Source organism: Mesorhizobium ciceri biovar biserrulae, assembly GCF_001618845.1.
Classification (GTDB): domain Bacteria; phylum Pseudomonadota; class Alphaproteobacteria; order Rhizobiales; family Rhizobiaceae; genus Mesorhizobium; species Mesorhizobium ciceri.
In genome coordinates this window covers 5,878,748-5,903,800 of the sequence record NZ_CP015064.1, presented here as the reverse complement: position 1 = coordinate 5,903,800, position 25,053 = coordinate 5,878,748, and the positions used below count along the sequence as shown (strand labels likewise).

The following is a 25,053-nucleotide window of genomic DNA, read 5'->3' as shown; positions in this document are numbered from 1 at the left end:
TGTCAGTAGGCCAGCGACAGGCTCAGGGCCTCGACCTGTTCGAGATAGAAACGGCATTTCGTGCGCAACAGCCCGAGGCTCGGGTCATCGGCGCCGTTGATTTCGATGGTCTGCATCATGAAGTCGAAATGGGCGTGGAAGGCGTCCACTGTACCCCAGAGACTGTCGGCCTGGCAGCTGTCGGCAATCGCCATCGAGACGAGTTGGCGGGCCTCGATCCGCGCGGCGTCAGGCGATGGCGGCCGCCTGACGATCAAGACGTCGAGCCGGCTGAAAATGCTTTCCCTGGCATCGACGCTTCTGATGTTGGCTATCATGTTCATGTGCAGGTCCCCCTTGGCATTACAGACGCGCAATAGGTTCCGGTCTGAAATTGAAAAACTGGTGAGCAGAGCATTTTCAGCGGCGCCAATGAGCGCGTGGCGTTTTGGCGGGCGACATGCATCAAGCTAGCGCGACCGGATGCCGGTCCTGCGGGCAGGATGCAATCAGGGCCGGGATTGCGGTTGCATCGGAGGGGTGGCCCCTGATGATGTTGGCGACCTCGGCATCTGCCTGCTCGAACCAGTAGACCATGTCGGCGCGGCGCAGGTCCGTCGCGGCTTTCTTCAGCAGCGGCAGCAGGCTTTGCAATGCGCACAGCGTCTCCCAGCGGTTTGGCCGCGAGGTCGAGCCGGCCACCGCGCATGCTGACGATTGCATCTCGTTAGGCTCTCCGTGGCTGGGCGGCGCGATTGTCTTTTGCCTGCGCCTTGGGGTGCAGCGGGTTGCCGCTGAGCTGCGCGTGCCTGGCTGGCCGTGCGCCGCGAAGAACGTCGAAGGCCTCTGCATAGGCCATGCCCAGCAGATAGGAGATCATCGGAAAACGGCTTGCTTCGGCCATTTGCACGAGCTCATTGGTCATCGACGAAATATATTGAAGACTATCGATTTCCGACTGGCGTAAGGATTGATTTGGCACGTGCTGCTCCTGTCTCTGGTTATACCCTGGGAACGCGTTACTGGCCGAATACACATTGTTGGTCGACTAATTGATGGATTGGCCCGCGGTGGAGGGATCTCTTTCCGGGGTCGAGAGGGTCAAGGCATAGATCGGTGCGTCGGTGAGGCTGTCGAGACCAAGCAGCCGCTTGATCGCGGAATGACTGAGCGCGGCTGTCGGGCACGCCGACAGGCCATGATTGGTGGCCGCCAGCATGATGTTCTGGCCGATATGGCCGGCCTCGATCAGCACGACACGATAGGCGTTGGCGTCCTCATATTTCCACATCGTGCGGTCGAGCCTGGCGCAAAGCAGGATCAGGCACGGCATGGCGTCAGCCCACTCCTGTCCGCCGACCAGTTCGGAGATCTTCGGCAGATGGTTCGCGGAAATCCTGCCAAGGTCGTGGTCGGCGGCGGAATAGTGATAGACACCGGGTTCGAGGCCATCGACGCCGAGCGCGACCACATAGGCCTCATAGGGATTTCGCGCGCCGCCGGAAGGGGTCATGCCAAGCGGCAGGGTGCCGACGCAATTGGCGGTCTCACCGATGATGCCGAGCCCGGCGAACAGGCAATCGGAAAGCTGTTTGGCCGTGATGGTGGGCTGAGCCGCCGTGCGGTTGGTGCGGCGCCGCGCCATCAAGCCAAGAAGTTCGTTGTCTTCCAGTGCATTCGGCAGCTGGATGGCGCCGGCGGAATTCTTGAGCAGGAGGTCCGGCTGCGGCGTATGGCCGGCGCGTTCTATCTGCCGCTCTTCCGCTTGCTCGATGGTCATGTATTCGCTGTCCTGGACGCAGAAATGCATCAGCGCCGTCGGAAGCCCCCAACTCCATTGTCCCGAAAACTGTTCCTCCTGCTCGGCGAGAGGCGATCCGGCGGTGACCAGGGCGGAAAAATCGAGCAACTGGGGAACGACAGCTTTTAGCTCGGACTTCGACCAGCCATGGGCGCGGGCAATGTCCGCCGTCGATGCCCATTTGTCCCACGATGCGAGAAGGCCGACCATATCAGGGCTGCATTCAAATACGCTTCTGGTCAGGAAGTTGCATGCCGTGACCTTGTTCGGTCCAGGGTAGAAAACAAGCGTTTTCGAAGAGCGCATTTTCATGAAGCTGGATGCCATCTGCGGAGCCGAGGCGCCGACAAGCGAACCGCTCGTCGGCGCAGAACGGCTTCAGCGCTTGTTGTAGTGCATGCCCTGCGAAAAGAAGACGGTCTGCGTGCCGGCGGCAATCGTCAGCTTCGGAGTATTGGTCACTTTCTTGGCCATTTTTATCCCTTTCCTGACCCCAATCTGGGATCCGTTGAAGGACCCCCGGAACGGGATCCGCGCGAAGAAAGGTAAGGTCGGAAGAGTTAATGGTTTGTTAAAATTATAGTAAAACCACGAGTCGAAGGCGGATGCGTGGATTATCTTTCTTGGTACCAAAGTGTAAAATATCGATTTTATTCAGATACAGAGTAGACAATCGTTGGCGTACGCTTTATCGGCGTACGCTTATTCTTAATTGGCGTAAGACACGGCGATCCGAGGGATTAGCCCAACCCGTCCCGGGTGAGGCTGACAACCAGTTGGTCGACGCCCGGATCGTCGAGACTGATGACATGCGCCATGCTGATGGCATCCCTTGCGTGGATGTTGGCAATGTCGCGCCGCATGATGACGGACACGAATGCCGGGCCGGCCTCCGTCAGAAGCATGGCCTTGCCCATCAGCACCGGTTCGGAGATGGGAGCCCATTGCACGGAGATCAGCGACGGCTCTCCGGTCTGGCGGCGATTGATGCCGCTGAAATAAATCCAGTTCAGCCGCGAGATCGCCACGCCATAGTGATTGCCGCGCGCTCGTGCCCAGGTCGATCCCCGGCGCTCCGACCACCCGGTGACCCGTCGAAAGGTGACCAGTTCGGCTTCGCGCCGCACGAAGGTCACCGAGCGCACCAGGAGGTCGAGGCGGCCCGGGATCGAGAAATAGGTGAAATAGGTGCCGCCCGCGATCGAAGGGCTGGGAGGGCGGATCATCTGGTTGAACAGGCTCTCGGACACCGGCGGCAGGCCGCGCATCACTGGCTCGGGTGTGCCGGGATCCTGGTACAGTTCCGCCTCGTCGATCCGAAAGTAATCACATATCAGCTTGGCTGTGGCCTTGTTGGGAACGGTCTGCCCTTGCAGGTAGCGTTCGAACTGGGTGCGATTGATGTGCAGCTCACGGCATACCGCGCTTACGGAGGCATGGTCCTTGCACAGCCGTCTAAGGTTTGCAGCGAGATTCTCGCGAATTGACACGTCTTTGCTTCCGCAGGCGGATTTTTCATTTCGACTCGAAATCCATATAGCGTCTCCGGTCGCCCCCGCCGAAACGCCTTGGCCACAACGCACAGAAAAAACTGATTTGGTAACGTCAATTTAGTGGGGCGGTTTGCAAAAAAAACGGAAACAATCGACGAGCGCTTCCGCCATAAGTCCAATTGACAAAAGTCTTGCCGGAGATTGCGAAAACAGGCGGCGCGGCGCGCGGCCTTTTAGGCGCGCCGGCACGGCAAATGCCAGCCGTGGAGGCAAGCCCGGACGAGCGTCGCGGACTGCATATGGCGCGGAGAGCAAGGAATTAATCCGCTGGTGGAGCTGAGGAGGATCGAACTCCTGACCTCGTCATTGCGAACGACGCGCTCTCCCAGCTGAGCTACAGCCCCGTCCAGCGGATGGGCGCATTTATCGGGCGCCGCGGTTTCCTGTCAAGGCGGAGGTTTGCCGAAATCCAGTGGCCTGGCAGCCGTACCGGCGCACCGTGGCAGGCGGCCCTTGCCGGTTTCGCGTGCAATGGCTACATGTCGGCAACAATTGGAGACCGGCATGCTCGCCCTCATTCAGACAATCGTCATGGCGCTCGACCTCTACTGGTGGATCATCATCGCATCGGCGATCTTTTCCTGGCTTTACGCCTTCAACGTCGTCAACTCGCGCAATCAGTTCGTCGGTTCCATCGGCAACATGCTCTATCGGCTGACCGAGCCGGCGTTGCGGCCGATCCGCCGTTTCATGCCGGACCTTGGCGGCATCGACATCTCGCCGATCATCCTGCTTCTGATCCTGTTCTTCCTGCGGCAGTTCATATTGACCAGTGTGGCGCCTCTGGTCCTGTGAGGCCGATGATCGTATGAGCGCGCCGTTTCGCCTGCGCGATGATGGCGTCGAGCTGTTTGTCCGGCTGACGCCGAAGGCTGCGCTGGACAGGCTCGAAGGCTTCGAGACCACGGCGGACGAGCGAAGCCATCTGAAAGCGCGTGTCCGCGCCGTGCCGGAAAACGGCGCCGCCAATCATGCGCTCGAAAAGCTGATTGCCAAGGCGATTGGCGTGCCGGGGTCCGCCGTCTCGGTTGTCGCCGGCGGCACCTCCCGGCTGAAAACCGTGCGCGTTTCTGGCGATCCGGCGATGTTGGCGACGAGCATCGAGGGGCTCGGCTCCTGATGCCTCGCAATGGGGTCAATCCCCCAGCGGCAAACGCGGATCGTCAACTTTCAACGTGTTGACGCTCTGCTTGATGCGGCGCAGATTTTCCAGAACCCTTGGTCCGCGCGTCTCGGCGACCGAGGTGACGATCATGTCGACGATCGACAGCAGCGCATAGCGCGACGATGTCGGCTTGTAGATATTGCCGTCTTCCAGCGACTGGAAATGGATGACCGTGTCGGCGACCTTGGCGAGCGCGGAGTCCGGCGGGGTGATGGCGATCGTGGTGGCGCCATATTGCTGGGCGACCTGCACCGCATCGATGACCGATCGTGCATAGCCGGAGACGGAGAAGGCGATCAGCGTGGTGTCGGGGGTGGCGACGGCGGCGTACATGCGTTGCAACTGTCCGTCGATTTGCGCCAGCACGGACACGCCAAGCCTGAACAGCCGGTTCTGCATTTCGGTCGCCATCATCGACGAAATGCCACCGGAGCCGATGCACAGCACATTGCCGGAAACCGCGATGCGTGCGGCGACGGCGACCAGCGTCGTCATGTCGAGGTTTTCGCTGGCGCGCTGGATGGCCGATATCGCCGCTTCGGTGATGGCGGAAGCGATGCGCTGTTCGCGGGCATCGCGGCTCAACGGCTCCGGCGACAGATACTGGCCGCCGATGGCGATGGCTTGCGCCAGATAGAATTTGAAGTCGCGCAGGCCCTCGCAGCCGAGGTTGCGGCAGAACCGCGTCACCGTCGGCTCGCTGACACCGACGCGCGCGGCAATTTCCGAAATCGCCGCCTTGGAAACGAAGTCGAGGTCTGCCAGCACGAAGCCGGCCAGCTTGCGATCCGACTTCGTTCCGTCCTGCGACATCAGTTGCAGGCGCGTGATGATGTCGGCCGGCGTCTTCATGCTGATATTTTCATAGAGGCAGGCCCGTCGCCTTGTCGAACAGATGGATGTTGCCGGGGTCGACCGAGACCGGCAGCAGGTCTCCCGGCCTGACCGGCACCCTGTCACGGAACACGGCGCGTACCGTATCAGCACCGATAGCGCCATAGACATGTGTTTCGGAGCCGGTGGGCTCGACGACATCCACCCTGATCGCCATCGCGTCGACAGCCTCGCCGATGACAAAATGCTCGGGGCGGATGCCGGCCTCCACCGCGCTGTCCGCCGGCACCTGTTTGCCGGCAAGCGCCAGCCGCCCGCCGCCGGCCGATTCGAACCAGGTTTTCTCAAGCGTCGTCTTGAGCGAACCCGAGACGAAACTCATCGACGGCGAGCCGAGGAAGGAGGCGACGAACTTGTTGGCCGGCCTGTCATAGAGCTCCAGCGGCGCCCCGACCTGCTGGATCCTCCCGCGATCCATCACGACGATGCGGTCGGCCATGGTCATGGCCTCGATCTGGTCGTGGGTGACGTAGACGATCGTCGACTTCAGCCGCTGGTGCAGCGCCTTGATCTCGACTCGCATCTGCACGCGCAATTGTGCGTCGAGATTGGACAGCGGTTCGTCGAACAGGAACACAGACGGTTCGCGCACGATGGCGCGGCCCATGGCGACGCGCTGGCGCTGGCCGCCCGACAGCTGGCGGGGATAGCGGTCGAGATAGGAGAAGAGATTGAGGACCCCGGACGCCTTCTTGACCTTCTCATCGATTACCGTGCGCGTCTCGCCGCGTATCTTCGGGCCGAAACCGATATTGTCTGATGCCTTCAGATGCGGAAACAGCGCATAGGACTGGAACACCATGGCGATGTTGCGCTGCTGCGGCGGCAGCGCGTTGGCGCGCACGCCGCCGATCAACAGATCGCCGGAAGTGATCGTCTCCAGGCCGGCGAGCATGCGCAGCAAGGTCGACTTGCCGCAGCCGGACGGGCCGACCAGGACGACGAACTCGCCGCTCTTGATATCGAGGCTGATGTTCTCGAGGATCTTGTGCTGCCCGAAGGATTTCGACAGGTCGCGGAACTCGACGTCGGTCATGCTCACGCTCCCAATATGTCGTCGATGAAGGGCAGGCAACCGGCGGTCAGTCCCGCGTCCACGGGCATCACCACGCCTGTTACTCCCGATGCGCGATCGGACGCAAGGAAAGCGACGGCTTCCGCCACTTCCGCAGCGTTGACGATGCGGCCGAGCGGATAGAGCCGCTGCAATTTGCCGAGGATTTCGGGATCCTTGGCAAGGCGGTGGTCCCAGGCGGCGGTGCGGATCGATCCGGGGCAGACGACATTGGCGCGCAGGCCGCTGCGGCCGAGCTCGACGGCGATCGCCTTGGCATAGGCGTTGATGCCGGCCTTGGCCGCGGCATAGGCGGGATTGCCGAAATGCGCGATGGCGTTGACCGAGGAGATGAAGACGACGCTGCCGGAGCCACGGCTGGCCATCGCCTTGACCAGCGGATCGGCGAAATTCATCACGCCGGTCAGGTTGAGGTCGAGTTCCTGCTCAATCCTGTCGGGGTTGAGCGCGGGGAGCGTCTCGGCGCGCGTCCAGCCGGCATTGTTGATGAGAATGTCGGGCACACCGTCCCGGTCGAGGATGGCGGCGATCGCCGTGGCTATCGACGCCTTGTCGAGAAGATCGAAGACGTGGCGGGCGGCAAAATGCGGGCTCTTCAACGCCTCGCTCGACTGGTCGCAGCCTACGACCCTGGCGCCCCTTTGCGCCATCAGCGCCACGATGGCCGTGCCGAGGCCGCCGCCCGCACCCGTCACAACGACAGTCTTGCCCTCGAATTCGGCCCTGCCTTTGAGTTCCGTTTGCGAAACCACCGTGCGTCATCCTCCGGGATCTTCGACAGGTCGGATCAGGCCTAATCCACGAAATGTAATTAAGCAACAGAATAATCTGCTTGCAAGCCTTCAAATCCTCGATAATGTAGGAAAGTCACATAAATCTTCTGCTTGGGTAACGAAGAGGCGCGCAGGCGCAAAAATCAAAATGGGAGAGTTCAAATGAGTCTTGCAAAATGGACTGTCGGCCTGATGGCCGGAATGAGCATGCTGGCAATTGCGGCGCAGGCGGATGCGGGCGAGGTGCGGGTCACCGTGGCCGAGTACAGCGCCAAGACTGGCCCATATTTCGACAGCGTCAAGAAGGAATTCGAGGCGGCGAACCCCGGCATCACGGTCAAGTTCGAAGTGGTGCCGTGGGATGTGCTGCTGCAGAAGCTGACCACCGACATCACCGCCGGCACCAATGCCGATCTGTCGATCATCGGCACGCGCTGGCTGATCGACTTCGTCCAGCAGGATGTCGCCGAGCCGCTCGACGGCTACATCAAGCCCGACTTCAAGGACCGCTTCATCGACACCTTCCTGTCGCCCTCGATCATGGATGGCAAGACCTACGGCCTGCCGATCGCTGCCTCGGCGCGCGCCATGTACTACAACAAGGAGCTGTTCGAGAAGGCCGGCATCGCCAAGCCACCGGCAAACTGGACCGAGTTGCAGGAAGATGCGCGCAAGATCAAGGCTCTGGGGTCCGGCACGTTCGGCTTCGGCCTGCAGGGCAAGGAGATCGAGACCGACGTCTATTACTACTATGCGATGTGGTCCTACGGCACGGAAATCCTCAACAAGGACGGCACTTCGGGCCTGAGCACGCCCGGCGCGCTTGAAGCCGCCAAACTCTACAAGTCGATGATCGACGAAGGCCTGACCGAACCCGGCGTCACCTCCAACAACCGCGAGGACGTGCAGAACCTGTTCAAGCAGGGCAAGGTCGGCATGATGATCACCGCACCCTTCCTGTCCAACCAGATCAAGGACGAGGCGCCGAACCTGAAATACGGCGTTGCGGCCATTCCCGCCGGACCGACCGGCGCGCGCGGCACCTATGGCGTCACCGATTCCATCATCATGTTCAAGAACTCCAAGAACAAGGACGAGGCCTGGAAGCTGCTCGATTTCCTGTTCACCACGGAGCAGCGTGCCAAGTTCACACAGGGCGAAGGCTTCCTGCCGGTGAACAAGGAAGAGGCCAAGATGGACTACTACGTCAACAATGCCGATCTGGCCGCGTTCACCGCTCTGCTGCCCGACGCCCGCTTCGCGCCGGTCATCCCGGGCTGGGAAGAGGTCGCCCAGATCACGTCGGACGCCATGCAGAAGATCTATCTCGGCGGCGACCCCGAGGCAGGCCTGAAGGACGCGGCGGCCAAGGCCAATGCGGTGCTGAAGAAGTAGGGGCAGTGCTGAAGGAATAGGGCGTATCTCCCTGCGCCCGTGGCGCGCCCCAGATTCAGGCGGGGCGCGCCACATCTTGCAGCCTCGAGCAGAAAGATAGTTCGTCGATGTCAACGCCGCCCAGCGAGGCTCCTTTCCTCTCCCACCGGAGGGGGGAGAGGTGGCTCGGCGAAGCCGAGACGGAGTGGGGGAACCACCTGGCAGCCACCGCGAACGGATATAGGAAGAGCACCAGGCGCAAGTCTCGCCTTGCGCCCAAGGGGTCGACCCCCACTCCGTCGAGCTTCGCTCGACACCTCTCCCCCGATCGACGGGGGAGAGGAAAGGGGCCCTTCCGCAACTGCTGCGGAGAACGGACGAGCAGGTGAGGGCAGCGCCGACGGTTGCAAGGAATCCTGAAGCGGTGCCCTGAGAAGAACGAGGCCGGACCAAGTCAATCTGTTAAGCCAGCGAAATCCAATCTCCCCGCAACGCGGTACAAAGCCAGCCGATGCAAAATCGTTTCTTGCCCTATCTCCTGACCTTGCCCAGCCTGTTTCTGGCGGCGGTGGTCATCTTCTGGCCGGTCTGGGACCTGATCCAGATCTCGACGCATGACGTCAGCCGCTTCGGCCAGCTTCGTGACTTCAACGACCTCGCCAATTTCGCGGCACTCGCTGCCGATCCCGATTTCACGGCCGCGCTTTGGCGCACCGGCCAATGGACGGTGATGGTGGTCGGCGGCGCGCTTCTCTTGTCGATCCCGGTGGCGATGATCCTCAACACCGATTTCTATGGCCGCGGCATTGCCCGCGTCATCATCATGCTGCCCTGGGCGGTGTCGCTGACCATGACCGCGGTGGTTTGGCGCTGGGCGCTGAGCGGCGAAAGCGGCATGCTCAATTCGGCGCTGATCGGCCTCGGCCTCATCGATCACAACATCCAGTGGCTGGCGAGTGCCGAAACCGCCTTTCCGATGCAAGTGCTGATCGGCATCCTGGTGACGGTGCCGTTCACGACGACGATCTTCCTCGGCGGGCTGTCGTCGATCCCGGACGATCTCTACGAGGCGGCGGCGCTTGAAGGGGCGACGCCGCTGCAGCAGTTCCGCGAAATCACCTTTCCGCTCCTGAAACCGTTCATCAACATCGCCATCGTGCTCAACACCATCTACGTCTTCAATTCCTTCCCGATCATCTGGGTGATGACGCAGGGCGGTCCGGCCAACTCGACCGATATCCTGGTCACCCATCTCTACAAGCTGGCCTTCCGCATCGGCAAGCTGGGCGAAGCATCGGCGGTGTCGCTGGTGATGTTCGCCATCTTGCTGGTCTTCACCATGATCTATGTGCGGCTGGCGATGCGGGAGCAACGCGCATGACGAGCAAGCTCAAGCGTTCGATCATCGCCTGGCTGCTGCTGGCGCCGCTGATTGTGGTGACGCTCTTTCCCTTCGCGGTGATGTTCCTGACCGCAGTCAAGCCGAGACAGGAAGTGCTGTCGCCGACCTGGTGGCCGAGCGAATTCCGCTGGTCGAATTTTTCCGACATGTGGGTGGCGACGGGCTTCGGCCAGGCGTTGCTCAATTCGCTCTACGTGTCTGTGATCGCCACCGTCGGCGCCATCCTGATCTCGGTTCCGGCGGCCTATGCGATGTCGCGCTTCCGCTTTGCCGGCTACGGCGCCTTGCGCCAGTTCCTGCTGATTTCGCAGATGATCTCGCCGATCGTGCTGGTGCTCGGCCTGTTCCGGCTGATGGCCGCCTGGGGCCTGGTCGAGAGCACGACGGCGCTCGGCTTCATCTACATGGCCTTCAACGTCGCCTTCACAGTGTGGATGCTGCAGAGCTATTTCGACACCATCCCCCGCGATCTCGAGGAAGCCGCCTGGATGGAGGGCGCCGGCCGCTGGCTGACCTTGCGCAAGGTGTTCCTGCCGCTCTGCCTGCCGGCGATCGCGGTGACGGCGATCTTCACCTTCATCAACGCCTGGAACGAGTTCGTCGTGGCGCTCACCATGCTGCGCAGCCAGGAAAGCTACACGCTGCCGATCCAGGTGTTTTCGCTGGTCGCCGGCCGCTACACCATCGAATGGCATCACGTCATGGCCGCGACGCTGCTGGCGACCTTGCCGGTGGCCATCCTGTTCATCTGGCTGCAGCGCTACCTCGTCAGAGGCCTGGCGCTCGGGGCGGTCAAATAGCGCCTATTCACGGACGGAGCTTTCATGCGCATTTTCACCGCCTCGCTGGCGACGGAAACCAACACCTTCTCGCCGGTGCCGACCGATAGGGCTTCGTTCGAGATGGCCTTCTATGCCGGGCCCGGCAAGCACCCGGAAACGCCGACGCTGTGCTCCTCGCCGATGGTGGCGCTACGCCGGCGTGCGGTGGCCGAAGGCCTCGATGTCATCGAAGGCACCGCCACCTGGGCCGAGCCGGGCGGCCTGGTGCAGCGGCAGACCTATGAGGCTTTGCGCGACGAGATTCTGGGCCAGCTCAAGGCGGCGCTGCCGGTCGATGCTGTCATCCTCGGCCTGCATGGCGCCATGGTGGCGCAAGGCTATGACGATTGCGAAGGCGATCTGCTCGAACGGGTTCGCGCAATGGTCGGGCCGGAGGTGGTGATCGCCGTGGAACTCGATCCGCACAGCCATCTGACACCGAAGCGCGTCGCGGCCTCCGACATTCTCGCCTATTTCCTCGAATTTCCGCACACCGATTTCTACGAGCGCGGCGAACATGTCGTCGAGCTTGGCCTGGCAGCAGTGCGTGGTGAGATCAACCCTGTCATTTCGACCTTCGACTGCCGCATGATCCAGGTGCTGCCGACCAGCCGCGAGCCGATGCGGTCCTTCGTCGATCGCATCAAGGCGCTGCACGGCAAGGACGGCGTGCTGTCGGTCTCCGTCATCCACGGCTTCATGGCGGCCGATGTGCCCGAGATGGGCACGCGCATCCTGGTCGTCACCGACAATGACAAGGCCAAGGGCGACGCGCTGGCGGAACGGCTCGGGCGGGAACTCTACGCGCTGCGCGAAAAGACGGCGATGACGATGCTGAGTGCTGCCGACGGCATCGATCGGGCGCTGGCCGTGCGCACAGAAAATCCGGGCAAGCCGGTGGTCATCGCCGATATCTGGGACAATCCCGGCGGCGGTGTGCCCGGCGACGGCACCTTCGTGCTGCGCCAGATGCTGGCGCGTGGCCTGGACAGGTTCGCCGTCGCGACCATCTGGGATCCGATCGCGGTCACCTTCTGCCTGGCGGCAGGCGAGGGCGCAGTCATCGACCTGCGCTTCGGCGGCAAGGCCGGGCCGCAAGCCGGCGAGCCGATCGATGCGCGCGTGCGCGTGCTGAAGGCGGTTGCGGAGGGCTGGCAGAGTTTCGGGCCAAGCCGGGTGACGCTTGGGCCGACGGCGCTGGTCCGCCTCGAAGGCACCGAGGTCGACATCATCCTCAACACCAACCGCACGCAGACCTTCGAGCCGGATATCTTTTCCAACATCGGCGTCGATCCGCTAGCCAAGGACATGCTGCTGATCAAGTCGACCAATCATTTCTACGCCGGCTTCGAGCCGATCGCCGCCGAGATCATCTATGTCTCGGCGCCGAGTTCGTATCCCAGCAATCCGGCGGTGACCGATTACAAGAAGCTGACAAGGCCGGTGTGGCCGAGGGTTGCGGATCCGTGGAAAGTGTAGGGTTCTCCCTTCTCTCCTTGTGGGAGGAGGTGGCCTCGCGAAGCGAGGTCGGATGAGGGGGGTTCCAGCGGAGTGAGGCGTTGGCATTTCCTGGAACACCCCTCATCCGTCTCGGCGCTACGCGCCGATCCACCTTCCCCCACAAGGGGGGAAGGGAAAGCCAATCACGCCAGCCCGCGCTTGGCCATCATCGCTTCCGGCGACGGCATCTTGCCGCGGAAGGCGGTGTAGAGTTCTTCCGGATCCTTCGAGCCGCCGGCGGCGTAGATGTTCTTGCGCAGCCGCTCGGCGAGCGCCGGGTTGAAGGGGTCGCCGGTTTCCTCGAAGGCGGCAAAAGCATCGGCATCGAGCACTTCCGACCACATGTAGGAATAGTAGCCGGCCGAATAGCCTTCGCCGGAAAAGACATGGCCGAAATGCGGGGTGCGGTGACGCATGGCTATGGTGTCCGGCATATGCAGTTCTGCAAGCGTTTCGGCTTCGAAACGAAGCGGCGCTTCAGGCGCCTCCGCCCGCGCGTGATAGGCCATGTCCATCAAGGCGGAGGCGGTGAATTCGACCGTGGCGAAGCCGGCGCCGAAGGTGCGCGCGGCCAGCATCTTGTCGAGCAGCGCCTTGGGCATCGGCTTGCCGGTCTTGACGTGCAGCGCGTGCTTCTCCAGCACTGCCGGCACGGTCAGCCAGTGCTCGTAGAGCTGCGAGGGCAATTCGACGAAATCACGGCTGACCGAAGTGCCCGAAACCGAGGGCCAGGTGACGTCGGTCAGCATGCCGTGCAGCGCATGGCCGAATTCGTGGAACAGCGTCTTCGCCTCGTCGACCGACAGCAGAGCCGGCTCGCCCACCGGCGGCTTTGCGAAGTTCATGATGTTGTAGATGACCGGGCTTGCACCGTGGCCGAGCCTATAGCCGGATTGCAACGCGCTCATCCAGGCGCCGGATCGCTTTGACGGCCGGGCGAAATAGTCGGCCAGGAACAGGCCGCGCTCGCTGCCGTCGGCATTCTTCACCACGAAGACGCGGGCGTCCGGATGCCAGGCCGCGATGCCCTTTTTCTCTTCGAAGGTGATGCCGAACAGCCGTGTCGCCACGTCGAAGCAAGCGTCGATGATCCGGTCGAGCTGCAGATAGGGCTTCAGCTCCGCCTCGTCGAAGGCGAATTTTTCCGCACGCAGCTTTTCCTGGTAGAAGCGCCAGTCCCAGGCAGCGAATTTTTCGTTGCTGCCGGCTGCGGTGGCCAGCCGCTGCAATTCGATCTGGTCGCTTGCTGCCTTCTCAAGCGCCTTCTCCCACACCGGATCGAGCAGCGCGTGCACGGCCTTCGGCGTCTTGGCCATGGTGTCGTCGAGCTTCAGCGCGGCGAAAGAGGCGTAGCCGAGCAGCTTTGCCTTTTCCGCCCGCAGGCGCAGCATGTCGCGCACCACGTTCGTGTTGTCGGTGGCGCCGCCATTCTGGCCGCGCATGGTGAAGGCGCGGAAGGCGATCTCGCGCAGATCGCGGCGTTCGGAGAAGGTCGAGAACGGCTCATAGATCGAGCGCGACAGAGTGACGGCATAGCGGCCCTTCTGGCCACGCATTTCGGCGGCCTCGGCCATGGAGCTTTTCACGAAGTCCGGCAGGCCGGCAAGGTCGGCTTCATCGAGGAACAGCGCCCAGTCGCGCTCGTCGGCCAGAACATTCTGGCCGAAAGCTGTGCCGAGCGAGGACAATTCCTCGCTGATGCTTGCCAGCCGCTTCTTGCCGTCGGCGTCGAGCTTGGCGCCGGAACGGACGAAGCCCTTCCAGGTCTTTTCCAGCACCCGCAAGGTCTCGGCGTCGAGCTTCAGGCTCTCACGGCGCTGGTAGAGATCGTCGATGCGGGCAAACAGCCGCTCATTCATTGAAATCGCCGAGAAATGCCTGGACATTTTCGGCGAGATGTCGCGCTCCAGCGCCTGGATCGTCTCATTGGTGTAGGCGCCGGCGCGGCACCAGAAGATCGACGAGACACGATCGAGCGCTTCGCCACCAAGTTCCAGCGCGGCAAGCGTGTTCTCGACGGTCGGCGCATCCTTGTTGCCGGCGATCGCCTCGATCTCGGCCTCGTGCGCCTTCAGCGCCGCGTCGAAGACCGGGGAGAAGTCGCCGTCGCCAATGCGCGTGAAATCGGGCAGGCCGAGCGGCCCCTGCCACGCGGTCAGCGGATGGGCGGCGAGGTCGACGGCTTTCGTGGAAGGCATGGACAGTCTTTCGTTGGTGGGGCGGGCAGGTGGGTCGTACCCGATGTAGGGCGCCGCCGGCGGACCCGCAATATGCGGATTTGGCCGATATCGCCCTCAAAAGCCGTCGCAGTTTTCGGCGATCGCCGCTTGTGAACTGGCGGTGATGCGGTTGTCGGTGACCGCGAAAGTTTCCTGCATCAGCATGTCGTTGTTGGGGAAATCGTAGCAGGCGACCACCGTGGTGACGCCGCCTTCGCTTTTCTCGATCCGGTGCCGGATCGCAGCACCGGCAACGGCACCTTTCCATTCGTCGATCGAAGCGATGAATTCCTGCTTGCTTTGCACGATGCCGAGGTCGTCCAGCTTGATGCGGACATCGTCGGCGAGCAGGTCGGACAGTTCCGTGCGGTCGGCGACCAGCAGCGCCGAATACCAGCGGCTGATGAGGGCACGATCATCGGCGCGGGCGGCAATAATCGCCAGCAGCAGTGCGGCCGCCACAAAAGCGACCGACCTGATGTTCACCAGCTTGCGCGCCGCCGCGTTCATCCCAGCTCCGGCCGTTCGAAATCGCCAGTCTCCTTGTTCATCGTCCAGAGTTCGCCGGTCGAGATATCGAACCAGGCCCCATGCAGCGACAGCCGTCCCTTGCCTTCGAGAATCGAGACGCAGGGAAAGGTTCTGAGGTTGGCGATGGAATAGCGGATCGAGATGCGCTCCAGCGCGGTCTGGCGCTCCGAAGCGGTCATGAAGGTGCTGGAGGAGACGGTTTCGGCCGCCGGCGCGATCAGGCTCATCCACTTGCCGATGAAGTCGCCCGGCGACAGCGGCGCGGAATTGCTGTCGAGCGCCGCCCGGATGCCGCCGCAGCGGCCATGGCCCATGACGACGATGTTCTTGACCTTGAGGCTCTGTACGGCGAATTCAAGCGCCGCCGAGGTCGAATGGAACTCGCCGTCGGGTGCATAGGGCGGCACCAGATTGCCGACATTGCGCAGAACGAAGAGTTCGCCCGGCCCAGCGTCGAAGATCGCCTCGGGCGCCGAACGTGAATCGCAGCAGGCGACGATCATCGTCTCCGGCGCCTGGCCTTCGCGAGCGAGATCGCGATAGCGCCCGCTCTCGGTGAGATAGCGGCCATTCATGAAATTGCGATAGCCGGCGAGAAGATGTTCAGGGAGATGGGACATGGGCGGCGTCTGGAGCCTTTCCGGGTTGGATGCGGCAGCTCGTTGCGGTCTAGAGAGGCTCTAGCGGCAAAAGCCGGTCGCGAGCAATGCAGAATTATGAGGGCTGGCTAGAAATGCCATGCATCGAGCGCAACCGTGGCCAACAGCGTCACGCCCAGATGGCGACGGGAATGCCAAAGCTGTCGCGGCCCGGCGGGTCGGGAAACGGCCGCGCCTCACCGCCGACGATGCGACCGGCGATCAGCGTCATCGCGGCTGCGTCGAGGAAGTCATCAGCGGCGGCACCGCGGGGCGGCGGCTGGTCGAGAAAGCCCTTATCATAGCCGTGCCGGCAGAGCAGCGCCTTGCGTTCCGCCATGCCGGCCGGATTGATGCTGCCCTTGATCTTCTTCGGCAGTTGCATGGCTTGATCGCCGTTCAAGCGGCAGAAAGCGACTTCCGGGTGCGATTCAAACACGCGGCTGCGCAAATCGGGCCGCGCGATCAGCACGGCGTCGATCTCGCGGATCTTGGCAAAAATGCCGAACGCCTGGATCGAGACGCCGCGCGGCGGATCGGATGTGGTCAGGGCCACCGCGCTTGCCCTGACGTGCGCGGCATACCAGGCTTCGATGGTGGTGAAGCCGTTGGTGTCGGCATAGAGCGCGGCACGGGACGGGATCGAGAAGACACTGGACTGGCGTGCCCCGAGCAGCGGCCGCACCAGGGCTTCGGGGCCGCGCCCGCCCTTGCCCGAAAAGCCGGGCAGGCCGATCGGCATGTCGACGGCGATGACAGCGTCTACGGGAAGGGATGCGAGCAGGGCAGTGAAGGTTGCAAAGACACCGACCGACGGTGCCATGCCAAAAGTTCGTCGGACGGCGATCCAGCCGGCCTTGCAGCCATCGACGCCGACAAGTACGGCCTCAGTCGATGTCACGCCCGGCGGCCCCGCCCTGGATGTGTGAGGTGGCGAAGCTGGACCATCGCCATCGGATGCGACAGGCTCTGCGCATCGGTTTCGAGCTGCAGTTCGTCGCCGCCGCGCTTGGCGGTGCGTGCCAGGATCTCGTAGACCGCCGCCGTCGTCGATTGCAGCGCCTTGATCGGTGGCTGGCCGGACAGGATGCGTGCCAGGTAAACGGCCGCCGTCAGATCGCCCAGGCCATTCGGCGGCTTGTCGATCAGGCGATGTTCGGCGAGCAGCGCCTGGCTGTTATCGAGCAGGAGGTTGCCGGTGCCGCCCGTCATCATCGACGGCGCCGAGGTGACCAGCATGGTCGATGGTCCGGCGTGCAGCGCCGCCGCGATCGCCGATTTCATGTCTGGCAACGCGGCGCCGGCCATCCATTCCAGTTCGTAGCGGTTAGGGGTGGCTATGTCGGCGATCGGCATCAGCCGATCGCGCATGGCGATGGCGGTCGGTTCGGGCACATAGAGGCCGCCCGAATCACCCATCACCGGATCGCAGATATAGACGGCGCCGGGCGTCCTTGCCTTGACCGCGGCGACCAGCGAGGCGACGGCCTCGGCCTGGCCCGCCTCGCCGAGATAGCCGGACAGCACGGCGCCGACCTCACCCAGCCATGGCGCCCGCTCGAGATCGGCCATCAGAGCCTTGAACTCGCCGAGCGGCGGCACGATGCGCGTCGCACGCCCATGGCCGGGATGCCAGGGCAAGATGACGGTCGGCACCGCCCAGACCGGGAAACCCAGGGTCTCCAGCGCAAAGACGGCGGCACGGTTGCCGACCGAGCCACGCGCGACATGGCTGGAAATGACGATGACCGCACGCGGCGCGTCGGTTTGTTCGGCGCTCATTGTCGTTTGATTCCTAACTGCCCCGGATGACGTAAAGCACGAGCCAGACCATCAGGCCCAGCGCCAGCAGCAGGCCCAGCGTGCGGCCAAAGCGGGTGCCCCAGACTTCGATCGGATCGGCACGATCGGCATCGGCCGCGGTGACGTGATCGTGCATGCCTTTCGCTGCCCGCGCTACAAACGAGTTGCCGGCCGGATCCGTCTCGCGCGCAATGCGCTCGAGGATACGGCGCGATTCCTTGTCGCTGTCCTGGCGTCCCGCCATGATGATGTCCCGTTTTGCCGGACCTTATCGCGTTCGCACGGCCAATCACAGAGCCTTGCAGCGGCACCGGCGTGCCAGGCGAGGGGCTGCCGGCGCGGGCGGTTTTCTTGCGCGCTGATTGTGGTAAAGCTTCGCGTGCAACTTCTACCGAGGGACCCATCATGTTTGCCCAGCGCCTTGCCTTGCCGTCCACGTTCCGCACGCTGCCCGCCTTCCTGATGATGGCGATCGTGCTGCCGCTGCTTGCAGGCTGCGGCTATAACACCATCCCGACGGCGGAAGAAAATGCCAGGGCGGCATGGAGCGAGGTGCTGAACCAGTATCAGCGCCGCGCCGACCTCATCCCCAACCTGGTCGAGACGGTCAAGGGCTATGCCTCGCATGAAAAGGATACGCTCGACGCGGTGGTCGAGGCGCGCGCCAAGGCAACGCAGATCACGGTAACACCGGAAACGCTGAAGGATCCCGAAGCCCTCAAGAAGTTCCAGGATGCCCAGGCGGGGCTGACCAGCGCGCTGTCGCGGCTGATCGCGGTCTCGGAGGCCTATCCGGACCTCAAGGCCAATCAGAACTTCCTGGCGCTGCAGGCGCAGCTCGAAGGCACCGAGAACCGCATCGCGGTGTCGCGGCGCGATTACATCCAGGCGGTCAGGGACTACAATCTGACGCTGAGGACGTTCCCCTCGGTGCTGTGGGCGACCTTCTGGTTCCGCGGCAACGAGCCCTTCGCCAATTTCACCGTCGCCGAAGACAAGATGCAGCCGCCGAAGGTCGATTTCGGCACGAAGCAGGGCGGGTGAACGTCCACTGTCATCGGAATAAATCCCGCGAAATGACGGGCTGCTGGCGTGCAAACACCCCCCTCTGTCCTACCGGACATCTCCCCCTCAAGGGGGGAGATTGGCAGCTTCGGCGCTGACGCCCATCTTGCGACGTTGAAAATTGGTGAAAGTGGAGATGGCGGCCAATCTCCCCACTTGAGGGGGAGATGCCCGGCAGGGCAGAGGGGGGCGCTCCGGAACGCAAGCCTAGGGTTCCTTTTCGCTCTTCTAAGCCTCCTCTTCCTCCCCTTCACCGCCCTCGCGGCCGATCTCCCGGCGCTGACCGGCCGTGTCGTCGACGATGCCGGCATCATCGACGCCGCGACCAGGGCGGCGCTGACCCAAAAACTCGCCGATTTCGAGACAAAAGGCTCCGACCAGATCGTCGTCGCGACGATTCCCAGCCTCGATGGCGAGGAGATCGAGCCTTACGCCAACCGGCTGTTCCGCTTCTGGAAGCTCGGCCAGGCGAAGGAAAACAATGGCGTCCTGCTGCTGGTGGCCCCGAACGACCGCAAGATGCGCATCGAGGTCGGCTATGGGCTGGAAGGCACGCTGACCGACCTGCACACCAAGCTGATCATCGAGAATGACATGGTGCCGGCCTTCCGCGCCGGGGACTTCTCCGGCGGCATCAGCAAAGCCGTCGATGACATGGTCATGGTGCTGGAGGGCAATCCCGAAGAACTGGAGGCGCGCGGCGAGCGCAACCAGCAAGCGCCTTTCGATTCCGACGACCTGTTCTTCGCCGTCTTCATCAGCATCTGGGCGATCATCTTCTTCGGCAGCATTGCGGCTTCCGTGCTGCCGCCGATCTTCGGCCAGAAGCTTGGCCCCGGCCGCTACCGCTGGCTTGGCATGACCTTCGAGCCAAGCCGGCGATCCTCCAGTGGCGGCTGGTCGTCGGGGAGTTCCGGCGGCGGCTGGTCTTCGGGGTCAAGCAGCGGTGGAGGCTTTTCCGGCGGCGGCGGTTCGTCCGGCGGCGGCGGCTCGTCGGGAAGCTGGTGATGGCATGATGGTATCCAGCATCAGCCTGTCGAAACGCGACCGCCTCGCCTCGGCCGTCCTGATTGCTGCGGTCGTGCTGTTCTCCTGCGTCATGGCCTACGCGGCCGACCTGCCGGCGCTGACCGGCCGTGTCGTCGACAATGCCGGCATCATCGACGCCGCGACCAGGGCGGCGCTGACCCAAAAACTCGCCGATTTCGAGACGAAAGGCTCCGACCAGATCGTCGTCGCGACGATTCCCAGCCTCGATGGCGAGGAGATCGAGCCTTACGCCAACCGGCTGTTCCGCTTCTGGAAGCTCGGCCAGGCGGGCGAGAACAATGGCGTGCTGCTGCTGGTTGCCCCGAACGACCGCAAGATGCGCATCGAGGTCGGTTATGGGCTGGAAGGCACGCTGACCGACCTGCACACCAAGCTGATCATCGAAAATGACATGGTGCCGGCCTTCCGCGCTGGGGACTTCTCCGGCGGCATCAGCAAAGCCGTCGATGACATGGTCATGGTGCTGGAGGGCAATCCCGAAGAACTGGAAGCGCGGGGCAAGCGCAATCCCGCCGATGACGGCACGTCCATCGATCCGATCTTTGCCGTGTTCCTGATCCTGTGGGCGACGATGTTCTTCGGCGGGATGGCGATGGCGTTCCTGCCGCCGATGTTCGGCACGAAACTGTCGCCGGGCGTGTACAAATGGCTGGGCATGACGTTTCGTTATGGCCGCGGGCCGAGCGGGTACTCGGGCAGTGGCTGGACAACCGGTTCGTCGTCGGGCGGCGGCTGGTCTTCGGGTTCGGGCAGTGGCTGGTCCTCGGGGTCAAGCGGCGGTGGCGGGTTTTCCGGTGGCGGCGGCTCGTCGGGTGGTGGCGGTTCTTCAGGAGGCTGGTGAGACAGATCATGGCAACACGACCAATCAGCCCGCAGGATCATGAGCGCATCGCAACCGCGATCCGCGCCGCCGAGGAGAAAACCGACGGCGAAATCTACTGTGTCGTGGCGCATGGCAGCGACGGCTATTTCTTCCCGGCCGCCTTCATGGCGACCATGTGCATGCTGTTCGTCAGCCTGGCGGTCGGCTACGGTCTGGAGGCCTGGTGGCTGTCGATCCGGCTGCCGCATTTCGTCCTCGCCCAGCTCCTGGCGCTTGCCTGCGTGCTGGCCTTGTTGTGGGCGCTGCCTGGTATGCGCATCCACCTGGTGCCGAGGCGGCTGCGCTATCAGGCGGCGCACGCCAACGCGATCAAGCAGTTCCTCGCCCGCAACGTCCACCGCACCACGGCGCGCACCGGCGTGCTGGTCTTCGTCTCGATCGCCGAGCGCTATGCCGAGGTGGTCGCCGATTCGGGTATCGACGCCAAGGTCGGCCAGCATGTCTGGGACCGCGTCGTGCGCGACCTTACCGCGCATGCCGGCGACGACCGGCTTGCCGACGGCTTCGTCAAGGCGATCGAGTTGGTGGGTGCGGTGCTGGCCGAGCATTTCCCGGTCACTGCGGGCGACAGCAACGAGCTCGACGACCATCTCGTCGAGATTTGAGCCTTTCCACAGAAGTCTTGAAGGCCCCTCACCAGCGCGGTGATCGCCTGTGAGAAAGCAGTCGGCGGGCGGCCCGGACCCTTGCAATCGGGCGATGCGGGTTTATGGTTAACAAATCATGAATACGCTGACGATCGACATCCGGAAAGCCGACCCGCGCGATGCCAGTGCCATCGCCGAGGTGCATCTGGAAGCCTGGCGCGGCGCCTATTCCGGCATCATTCCGCACCGGACCCTGACATCGATGATCAACCGTCGAGGCGCCGACTGGTGGGCGAATGCGATTCGCCGCGCCGCCACCGTTCTGGTCGTCGAAATCGGCGGCAAGATCGCCGGCTATGCGACGATCGGCAAGAACCGCGCCCGTGAACTGCGCCAGCAGGGCGAAATCTACGAATTGTACCTGCGCCCGGAATATCAGGGCATCGGGCTCGGCAGCCGCCTGTTTTCGGCGGCCAAGGCGCGGCTGGCCGATCACGGGCTGAAAGGCATGGTCGTGTGGGCGCTGGAGGACAACCAGAACGCGCTTGCCTTCTATGCCGGCGCCGGTGGCCGCGATGTCGCCGAGGGCGTCGAGATCTTCGAGCAGAAGGCGCTCAAGAAGGTCGCTTTCGTCTGGGAATGACAACCCGGCCTTTCGGCAATTGGGCGTTCCATTCGCACCCAGCACCATTCGCCGCATTGCACCATGACGCGCCGCCCGCTATCGATCGTCCATCGAGAGAGGGATTTAAGCCATGCGCATTGAAGCCATAGCCAGCGGAAAGAATCCGCCTGAGGACGTCAACGTCATCATCGAGGTGCCGATCGGCGGCGAGCCGATCAAGTACGAGATGGACAAGGAGGCCGGCACGCTGTTCGTCGACCGCTTCCTGCACACCTCGATGCGCTACCCCGGCAATTACGGCTTCGTGCCGCACACGCTGTCGGGCGACGGCGATCCGATCGACGTGCTGGTCTGCAACACGCGCGCGCTGGTGCCGGGCTGCGTCATCAACGTGCGGCCGATCGGGGTGCTGATCATGGAAGACAATGCCGGCCAGGATGAGAAGATCATCGCCGTGCCGTCGCCAAAACTGACGCTGCGTTACGAGAACGTCACCGAATACACTCAGCTGCCCGACATTACGCGCCAGCAGGTGCAGCACTTCTTCGAGCACTACAAGGATCTCGAGCCCGGCAAATGGGTCAAGATCGAAGGCTGGCACGATTCCAAATACGCCAAGAAGATGATCGTCGACGCGATCGAGCGGGCCAAGGCGAGCAAGTAGCCCGACCGGTCAGTTATCGACCCGGCCGAAGGCCGGCACTTTGCCGATGACGGTGTGTCTGTCCTTGCCGCAGGCGAAGGTGCGTGCCTTGTCGTCGGCAAGCTTGCGCGCCTGGTCGTTGGCGGCGGGATTGCCGGTGGCCAGCACCAGGCCGACGGTGCAGCCGTCGCGGGCGTCCATCTGGCCGACCTTGGCGACGAGCAGCACCTCGGTCGGCTTTTTCTCGTCCTCGGGATTGCTGATCGAGCGGCGATGGATGACGGCATAGGGCACTGCCGTGTCGCCCTTGGTTTCGATGCGCCATTCGACTTTGGCTCCCGACGAATTGAGGCCGGAAAAGCTTTCCCAGACCGTCGTCATGTCGCTGCCGGGCGGAAAACCGTAGAACAGCGATTCACGGGCGTCGTCATAGGCGATCAGTACGGGATAGCCGCGATAGCCTGAACAGGCGAGTTCGGCCCAGTCGCCGTCGCCTTCTTCTGCCTGCGCGTAGGTCACGCAGTCCGTTTTCGAATCCAGATCGGTGTAGGCGCTGGAAATGCCGTCGGCTTGCGCCGCCTGACCGAGACCGACCAGGACAAGCGGGATCAGAATGGCACGCATGGCGGTCAATCTCCGTTGCAAGCCATTGCAGCGTAGCGCCAAACGCTATTTCTTCAAGCTGGCTTCGATCAGCAGGTCGGCATTGCGGGCAACCGCTTGCGCCGGACCGCCGAGGCCGAACAACTGGCCGCTGATATAGGCGCCCTCGATCAGCAGCAGCAGGCCGTCGCCGAGCGTGTCTGGGTCTTGCGCGCCCATCGCAGCCGCCATGGCGCGCAGGCGGCGGCGCAGTTCCTGCTTGTTGGCCTCGCTGACCACGCGGGCCGGATGGCTGTGGTCGGGATATTCGACCGCCGCATTGGTCATGCCGCAGCCGCGATAGTCCGCCACCTGCGTGCGCTTGCCGATGCGGGTCAGGAAAGCCTTGATCTGAGCGCGCGGGTCGCCGGGATGAGCGGCGACCGCTTCGTCGAAGCGCTCCCAGTATTCACGGTCATATTGCCTGAGATAGGAAGCGGCCAGTTCGTCCTTGGACGGAAAGCTGCGGTAGAGGCTGGGCTTGGTGACGCCGGCACGCTTGACGATCTCGTCGACGCCGATCGCCCTGATGCCGCGCCGGTAGAACAGGTCATAGGCCACATCGAGGATCTTCTTGGCGGCTTTCGGCGGAGCGGATGCATGACCGTCGCTGATGGTCAGTTCAATATTTTTGTCGGTTGGCATCGTGTGACTCGATTGACAATGTTACCGATCGGTACGTATACATGTTCCCACCCTGCAACGTACCGGTCAGTAACATGATAACTCAATCTCGCCCCTTTGGCCAGCGCTACGCTTTCGTCGTGGTCGGCGTCATCTTCCTCAGCCTGCTGGTCGCGGCTGGCCTGCGCTCCGCACCCTCGGTCATGATGCTGCCACTCGAGAACAGTTTCGGCTGGCGCCGCGACATCATCTCCCTGGCCGCCGGTGTCGGCATTCTGCTTTACGGTTTGACGGGGCCATTTGCCGCAGCCCTGATGGAGCGCATCGGGCTGCGCCGCACGCTGCTCGCCTCGCTGGTGGTGATGTCGGGCTCGACCATGCTCAGCCTGCTGATGACCAAGCCGTGGCATCTGTTCATCACCTGGGGCGTGTTCTCGGGCATTGGTTCCGGTGCCGTCGCCAGCGTGCTCGGCGCGACCATCGTCAATCGCTGGTTCAAGACCAATCGCGGCCTTGTCATGGGATTGATGTCGGCCTCCAGTGCCTCGGGCATGCTGGTGTTCCTGCCGCTGATCGCCGCTCTGGCACAGTCGGGCGGCTGGCAGCCGGTTGTCATTGCGGTCGCGATCGCGACCGCTGCCCTGATACCGCTGGTCTGGCTGCTGGTGCCGGAGCGGCCGGCATCGATCGGCATGGTGCGCTATGGCGCCGAGGCTGACGATGTGCCGCCGACCCCGCCTGCGTCACAGGGCAACTTTCTGGCGCATACGTTCTCGACGCTGCGCCGTGCTGCCGGCACGCGGGTGTTCTGGTATCTGTTCGCCACCTTCTTCGTCTGCGGCTTCACCACCAACGGGCTGGTCGGCACGCATCTGATCGCGTTTTGCGGCGACATGGGCATTGGCGAGGTGCAGGCCGCCGGCCTGCTGTCGATGATGGGCATTTTCGATCTGATCGGCACGACATTGTCGGGCTGGCTCACCGACCGTTTCGACCCGCGCAAGCTGCTCGGCGTCTATTACGGCATCCGCGGCCTGTCGCTGATCTACCTGCCCTATTCCGGCTTCTCAGCGACCAGCCTGATCATCTTCGCCGTGCTCTACGGTCTCGACTGGATCGCCACCGTGCCGCCGACTCTGAGGCTCGCCAATGAGGCGTTCGGCGATCGCAGTGGGCCGATCGTGTTCGGCTGGATCGTCGCCGGCCACCAGATCGGTGCGGCGACCGCCGCCGCCTTCGGTGGCACCATGCGCGAGTTGCAGGGCAATTACGAACTGGCCTTCCTGATCGCCGGCATGACGGCAATAGCCGCTGCCTGTATCTCGCTGCTGATCAACACCAGCAAGCCGGCATTCGAGCCGGAGCCGCAGGCGGCGTAGGGAGAGGCGCTACCGGTCAAGCTGCGA

Annotated in this window: 29 protein-coding genes and 1 tRNA gene; 13 read left to right on the top strand and 17 right to left on the bottom strand. The window is 63.2% G+C overall.

What is annotated here, in order from left to right; genetic code table 11:
• Positions 1-2: 2 nt before the first annotated feature.
• From A4R29_RS27880 to A4R29_RS27855, 6 genes are all read right to left on the bottom strand, one after another.
• Positions 3-323: a hypothetical protein gene (locus tag A4R29_RS27880; protein ID WP_063173312.1), complete on the bottom strand. Its 321-nt coding sequence runs from the start codon at positions 321-323 to the stop codon at positions 3-5.
• Positions 324-444: 121 nt separating this feature from the next.
• A complete protein-coding gene (locus A4R29_RS27875; RefSeq protein WP_013528972.1) occupies positions 445-702 on the bottom strand; it encodes a LuxR family transcriptional regulator in 258 nt (85 codons plus the stop codon).
• 4 nt (positions 703-706) lie between these two features.
• Positions 707-961: a hypothetical protein gene (locus A4R29_RS27870; RefSeq protein ID WP_013528973.1), complete on the bottom strand. Its 255-nt coding sequence runs from the start codon at positions 959-961 to the stop codon at positions 707-709.
• 66 nt (positions 962-1,027) lie between these two features.
• Positions 1,028-1,990, bottom strand: coding sequence for a SagB/ThcOx family dehydrogenase (locus A4R29_RS27865; protein ID WP_244506872.1), 963 nt, complete (start codon positions 1,988-1,990; stop codon positions 1,028-1,030).
• Between the two features lie 530 nt (positions 1,991-2,520).
• The gene (locus A4R29_RS27860; RefSeq protein ID WP_013528976.1) at positions 2,521-3,270 is read right to left on the bottom strand and encodes a helix-turn-helix domain-containing protein; all 750 of its coding nucleotides are present in this window, start codon (positions 3,268-3,270) and stop codon (positions 2,521-2,523) included.
• 331 nt (positions 3,271-3,601) lie between these two features.
• A tRNA-Ala gene (locus tag A4R29_RS27855) sits at positions 3,602-3,677 on the bottom strand.
• A 160-nt stretch (positions 3,678-3,837) separates the two neighbouring features.
• On the opposite strand from A4R29_RS27855, the gene A4R29_RS27850 reads away from it, so the two are divergent.
• Both A4R29_RS27850 and A4R29_RS27845 read left to right on the top strand, forming a co-directional pair.
• Complete coding sequence (locus tag A4R29_RS27850) at positions 3,838-4,128, top strand: YggT family protein (protein ID WP_013528977.1); 291 nt, start codon at positions 3,838-3,840, stop codon at positions 4,126-4,128.
• 13 nt (positions 4,129-4,141) lie between these two features.
• On the top strand, positions 4,142-4,453 hold the full coding sequence (locus A4R29_RS27845) for a DUF167 family protein (protein ID WP_063173311.1): 312 nt from the start codon (positions 4,142-4,144) through the stop codon (positions 4,451-4,453).
• A 15-nt stretch (positions 4,454-4,468) separates the two neighbouring features.
• On the opposite strand, the gene A4R29_RS27840 is transcribed toward A4R29_RS27845, so the two are convergent.
• Genes A4R29_RS27840 through A4R29_RS27830 form a run of 3 tightly spaced genes read right to left on the bottom strand, consistent with a single transcriptional unit; the run spans position 4,469 to position 7,219 of the window.
• Positions 4,469-5,350, bottom strand: coding sequence for a MurR/RpiR family transcriptional regulator (locus A4R29_RS27840; RefSeq protein ID WP_013528979.1), 882 nt, complete (start codon positions 5,348-5,350; stop codon positions 4,469-4,471).
• A 10-nt stretch (positions 5,351-5,360) separates the two neighbouring features.
• A complete protein-coding gene (locus A4R29_RS27835; protein ID WP_013528980.1) occupies positions 5,361-6,428 on the bottom strand; it encodes an ABC transporter ATP-binding protein in 1,068 nt (355 codons plus the stop codon).
• Positions 6,429-6,430: 2 nt separating this feature from the next.
• Positions 6,431-7,219, bottom strand: coding sequence for an SDR family oxidoreductase (locus A4R29_RS27830; protein WP_063173310.1), 789 nt, complete (start codon positions 7,217-7,219; stop codon positions 6,431-6,433).
• A gap of 183 nt (positions 7,220-7,402) precedes the next feature.
• Between A4R29_RS27830 and A4R29_RS27825 the strand changes: the two genes are divergently transcribed.
• From A4R29_RS27825 to A4R29_RS27810, 4 genes are all read left to right on the top strand, one after another.
• Positions 7,403-8,635 (top strand): ABC transporter substrate-binding protein, encoded by a 1,233-nt coding sequence (locus tag A4R29_RS27825; protein WP_013528982.1) that lies wholly within the window; start codon positions 7,403-7,405, stop codon positions 8,633-8,635.
• Between the two features lie 490 nt (positions 8,636-9,125).
• Positions 9,126-9,995 carry a carbohydrate ABC transporter permease gene (locus tag A4R29_RS27820; protein ID WP_013528983.1) on the top strand — a complete coding sequence of 290 codons (870 nt, stop codon included), beginning with the start codon at positions 9,126-9,128 and terminating at the stop codon, positions 9,993-9,995.
• Complete coding sequence (locus tag A4R29_RS27815) at positions 9,992-10,816, top strand: carbohydrate ABC transporter permease (protein WP_013528984.1); 825 nt, start codon at positions 9,992-9,994, stop codon at positions 10,814-10,816. The genes A4R29_RS27820 and A4R29_RS27815 overlap by 4 nt, the downstream gene beginning before the upstream one ends.
• Before the next feature lie 24 nt (positions 10,817-10,840).
• On the top strand, positions 10,841-12,316 hold the full coding sequence (locus tag A4R29_RS27810; RefSeq protein WP_063173309.1) for a M81 family metallopeptidase: 1,476 nt from the start codon (positions 10,841-10,843) through the stop codon (positions 12,314-12,316).
• Positions 12,317-12,480: 164 nt separating this feature from the next.
• Here A4R29_RS27810 and A4R29_RS27805 read toward each other — a convergent pair whose 3' ends face one another.
• From A4R29_RS27805 to A4R29_RS27780, 6 genes are all read right to left on the bottom strand, one after another.
• Positions 12,481-14,535: a M3 family metallopeptidase gene (locus A4R29_RS27805; RefSeq protein WP_063173308.1), complete on the bottom strand. Its 2,055-nt coding sequence runs from the start codon at positions 14,533-14,535 to the stop codon at positions 12,481-12,483.
• A gap of 96 nt (positions 14,536-14,631) precedes the next feature.
• Positions 14,632-15,066 (bottom strand): hypothetical protein, encoded by a 435-nt coding sequence (locus A4R29_RS27800; protein WP_013528987.1) that lies wholly within the window; start codon positions 15,064-15,066, stop codon positions 14,632-14,634.
• The gene (locus A4R29_RS27795) at positions 15,063-15,707 is read right to left on the bottom strand and encodes a carbonic anhydrase (RefSeq protein WP_027037320.1); all 645 of its coding nucleotides are present in this window, start codon (positions 15,705-15,707) and stop codon (positions 15,063-15,065) included. Before A4R29_RS27795 ends, A4R29_RS27800 begins: the two co-directional genes overlap by 4 nt.
• 148 nt (positions 15,708-15,855) lie before the next feature.
• Entirely contained in the window at positions 15,856-16,626 is a 771-nt protein-coding gene (locus tag A4R29_RS27790) for a DUF429 domain-containing protein (RefSeq protein WP_027163001.1), read from the bottom strand.
• Entirely contained in the window at positions 16,623-17,507 is an 885-nt protein-coding gene (pdxY, locus tag A4R29_RS27785) for a pyridoxal kinase PdxY (protein ID WP_063173307.1), read from the bottom strand. The genes A4R29_RS27790 and pdxY overlap by 4 nt, the downstream gene beginning before the upstream one ends.
• A 13-nt stretch (positions 17,508-17,520) precedes the next feature.
• Positions 17,521-17,772, bottom strand: coding sequence for a hypothetical protein (locus A4R29_RS27780; RefSeq protein WP_024504708.1), 252 nt, complete (start codon positions 17,770-17,772; stop codon positions 17,521-17,523).
• 161 nt (positions 17,773-17,933) lie between these two features.
• Between A4R29_RS27780 and A4R29_RS27775 the strand changes: the two genes are divergently transcribed.
• From A4R29_RS27775 to ppa, 6 genes are all read left to right on the top strand, one after another.
• The gene (locus tag A4R29_RS27775; RefSeq protein WP_024504707.1) at positions 17,934-18,572 is read left to right on the top strand and encodes a LemA family protein; all 639 of its coding nucleotides are present in this window, start codon (positions 17,934-17,936) and stop codon (positions 18,570-18,572) included.
• Positions 18,573-18,749: 177 nt separating this feature from the next.
• Positions 18,750-19,601, top strand: a complete 852-nt coding sequence (locus A4R29_RS27770; RefSeq protein ID WP_063173306.1) for a TPM domain-containing protein — start codon at positions 18,750-18,752, stop codon at positions 19,599-19,601.
• Between the two features lie 4 nt (positions 19,602-19,605).
• A complete protein-coding gene (locus A4R29_RS27765; RefSeq protein WP_063173305.1) occupies positions 19,606-20,484 on the top strand; it encodes a TPM domain-containing protein in 879 nt (292 codons plus the stop codon).
• Positions 20,485-20,492: 8 nt separating this feature from the next.
• Complete coding sequence (locus tag A4R29_RS27760; RefSeq protein ID WP_063173304.1) at positions 20,493-21,131, top strand: TPM domain-containing protein; 639 nt, start codon at positions 20,493-20,495, stop codon at positions 21,129-21,131.
• Positions 21,132-21,249: 118 nt separating this feature from the next.
• Positions 21,250-21,756 carry a GNAT family N-acetyltransferase gene (locus tag A4R29_RS27755; RefSeq protein ID WP_013528996.1) on the top strand — a complete coding sequence of 169 codons (507 nt, stop codon included), beginning with the start codon at positions 21,250-21,252 and terminating at the stop codon, positions 21,754-21,756.
• Between the two features lie 112 nt (positions 21,757-21,868).
• A complete protein-coding gene (ppa, locus tag A4R29_RS27750; protein ID WP_013528997.1) occupies positions 21,869-22,402 on the top strand; it encodes an inorganic diphosphatase in 534 nt (177 codons plus the stop codon).
• Between the two features lie 9 nt (positions 22,403-22,411).
• Here ppa and A4R29_RS27745 read toward each other — a convergent pair whose 3' ends face one another.
• Together A4R29_RS27745 and A4R29_RS27740 are read right to left on the bottom strand one after the other, a co-directional pair.
• On the bottom strand, positions 22,412-23,005 hold the full coding sequence (locus A4R29_RS27745; protein ID WP_063173303.1) for a hypothetical protein: 594 nt from the start codon (positions 23,003-23,005) through the stop codon (positions 22,412-22,414).
• A gap of 45 nt (positions 23,006-23,050) precedes the next feature.
• Entirely contained in the window at positions 23,051-23,668 is a 618-nt protein-coding gene (locus A4R29_RS27740; protein WP_013528999.1) for a TetR/AcrR family transcriptional regulator, read from the bottom strand.
• A 74-nt stretch (positions 23,669-23,742) separates the two neighbouring features.
• On the opposite strand from A4R29_RS27740, the gene A4R29_RS27735 reads away from it, so the two are divergent.
• Complete coding sequence (locus tag A4R29_RS27735) at positions 23,743-25,026, top strand: MFS transporter (protein WP_024504198.1); 1,284 nt, start codon at positions 23,743-23,745, stop codon at positions 25,024-25,026.
• Positions 25,027-25,053 lie beyond the last annotated feature (27 nt).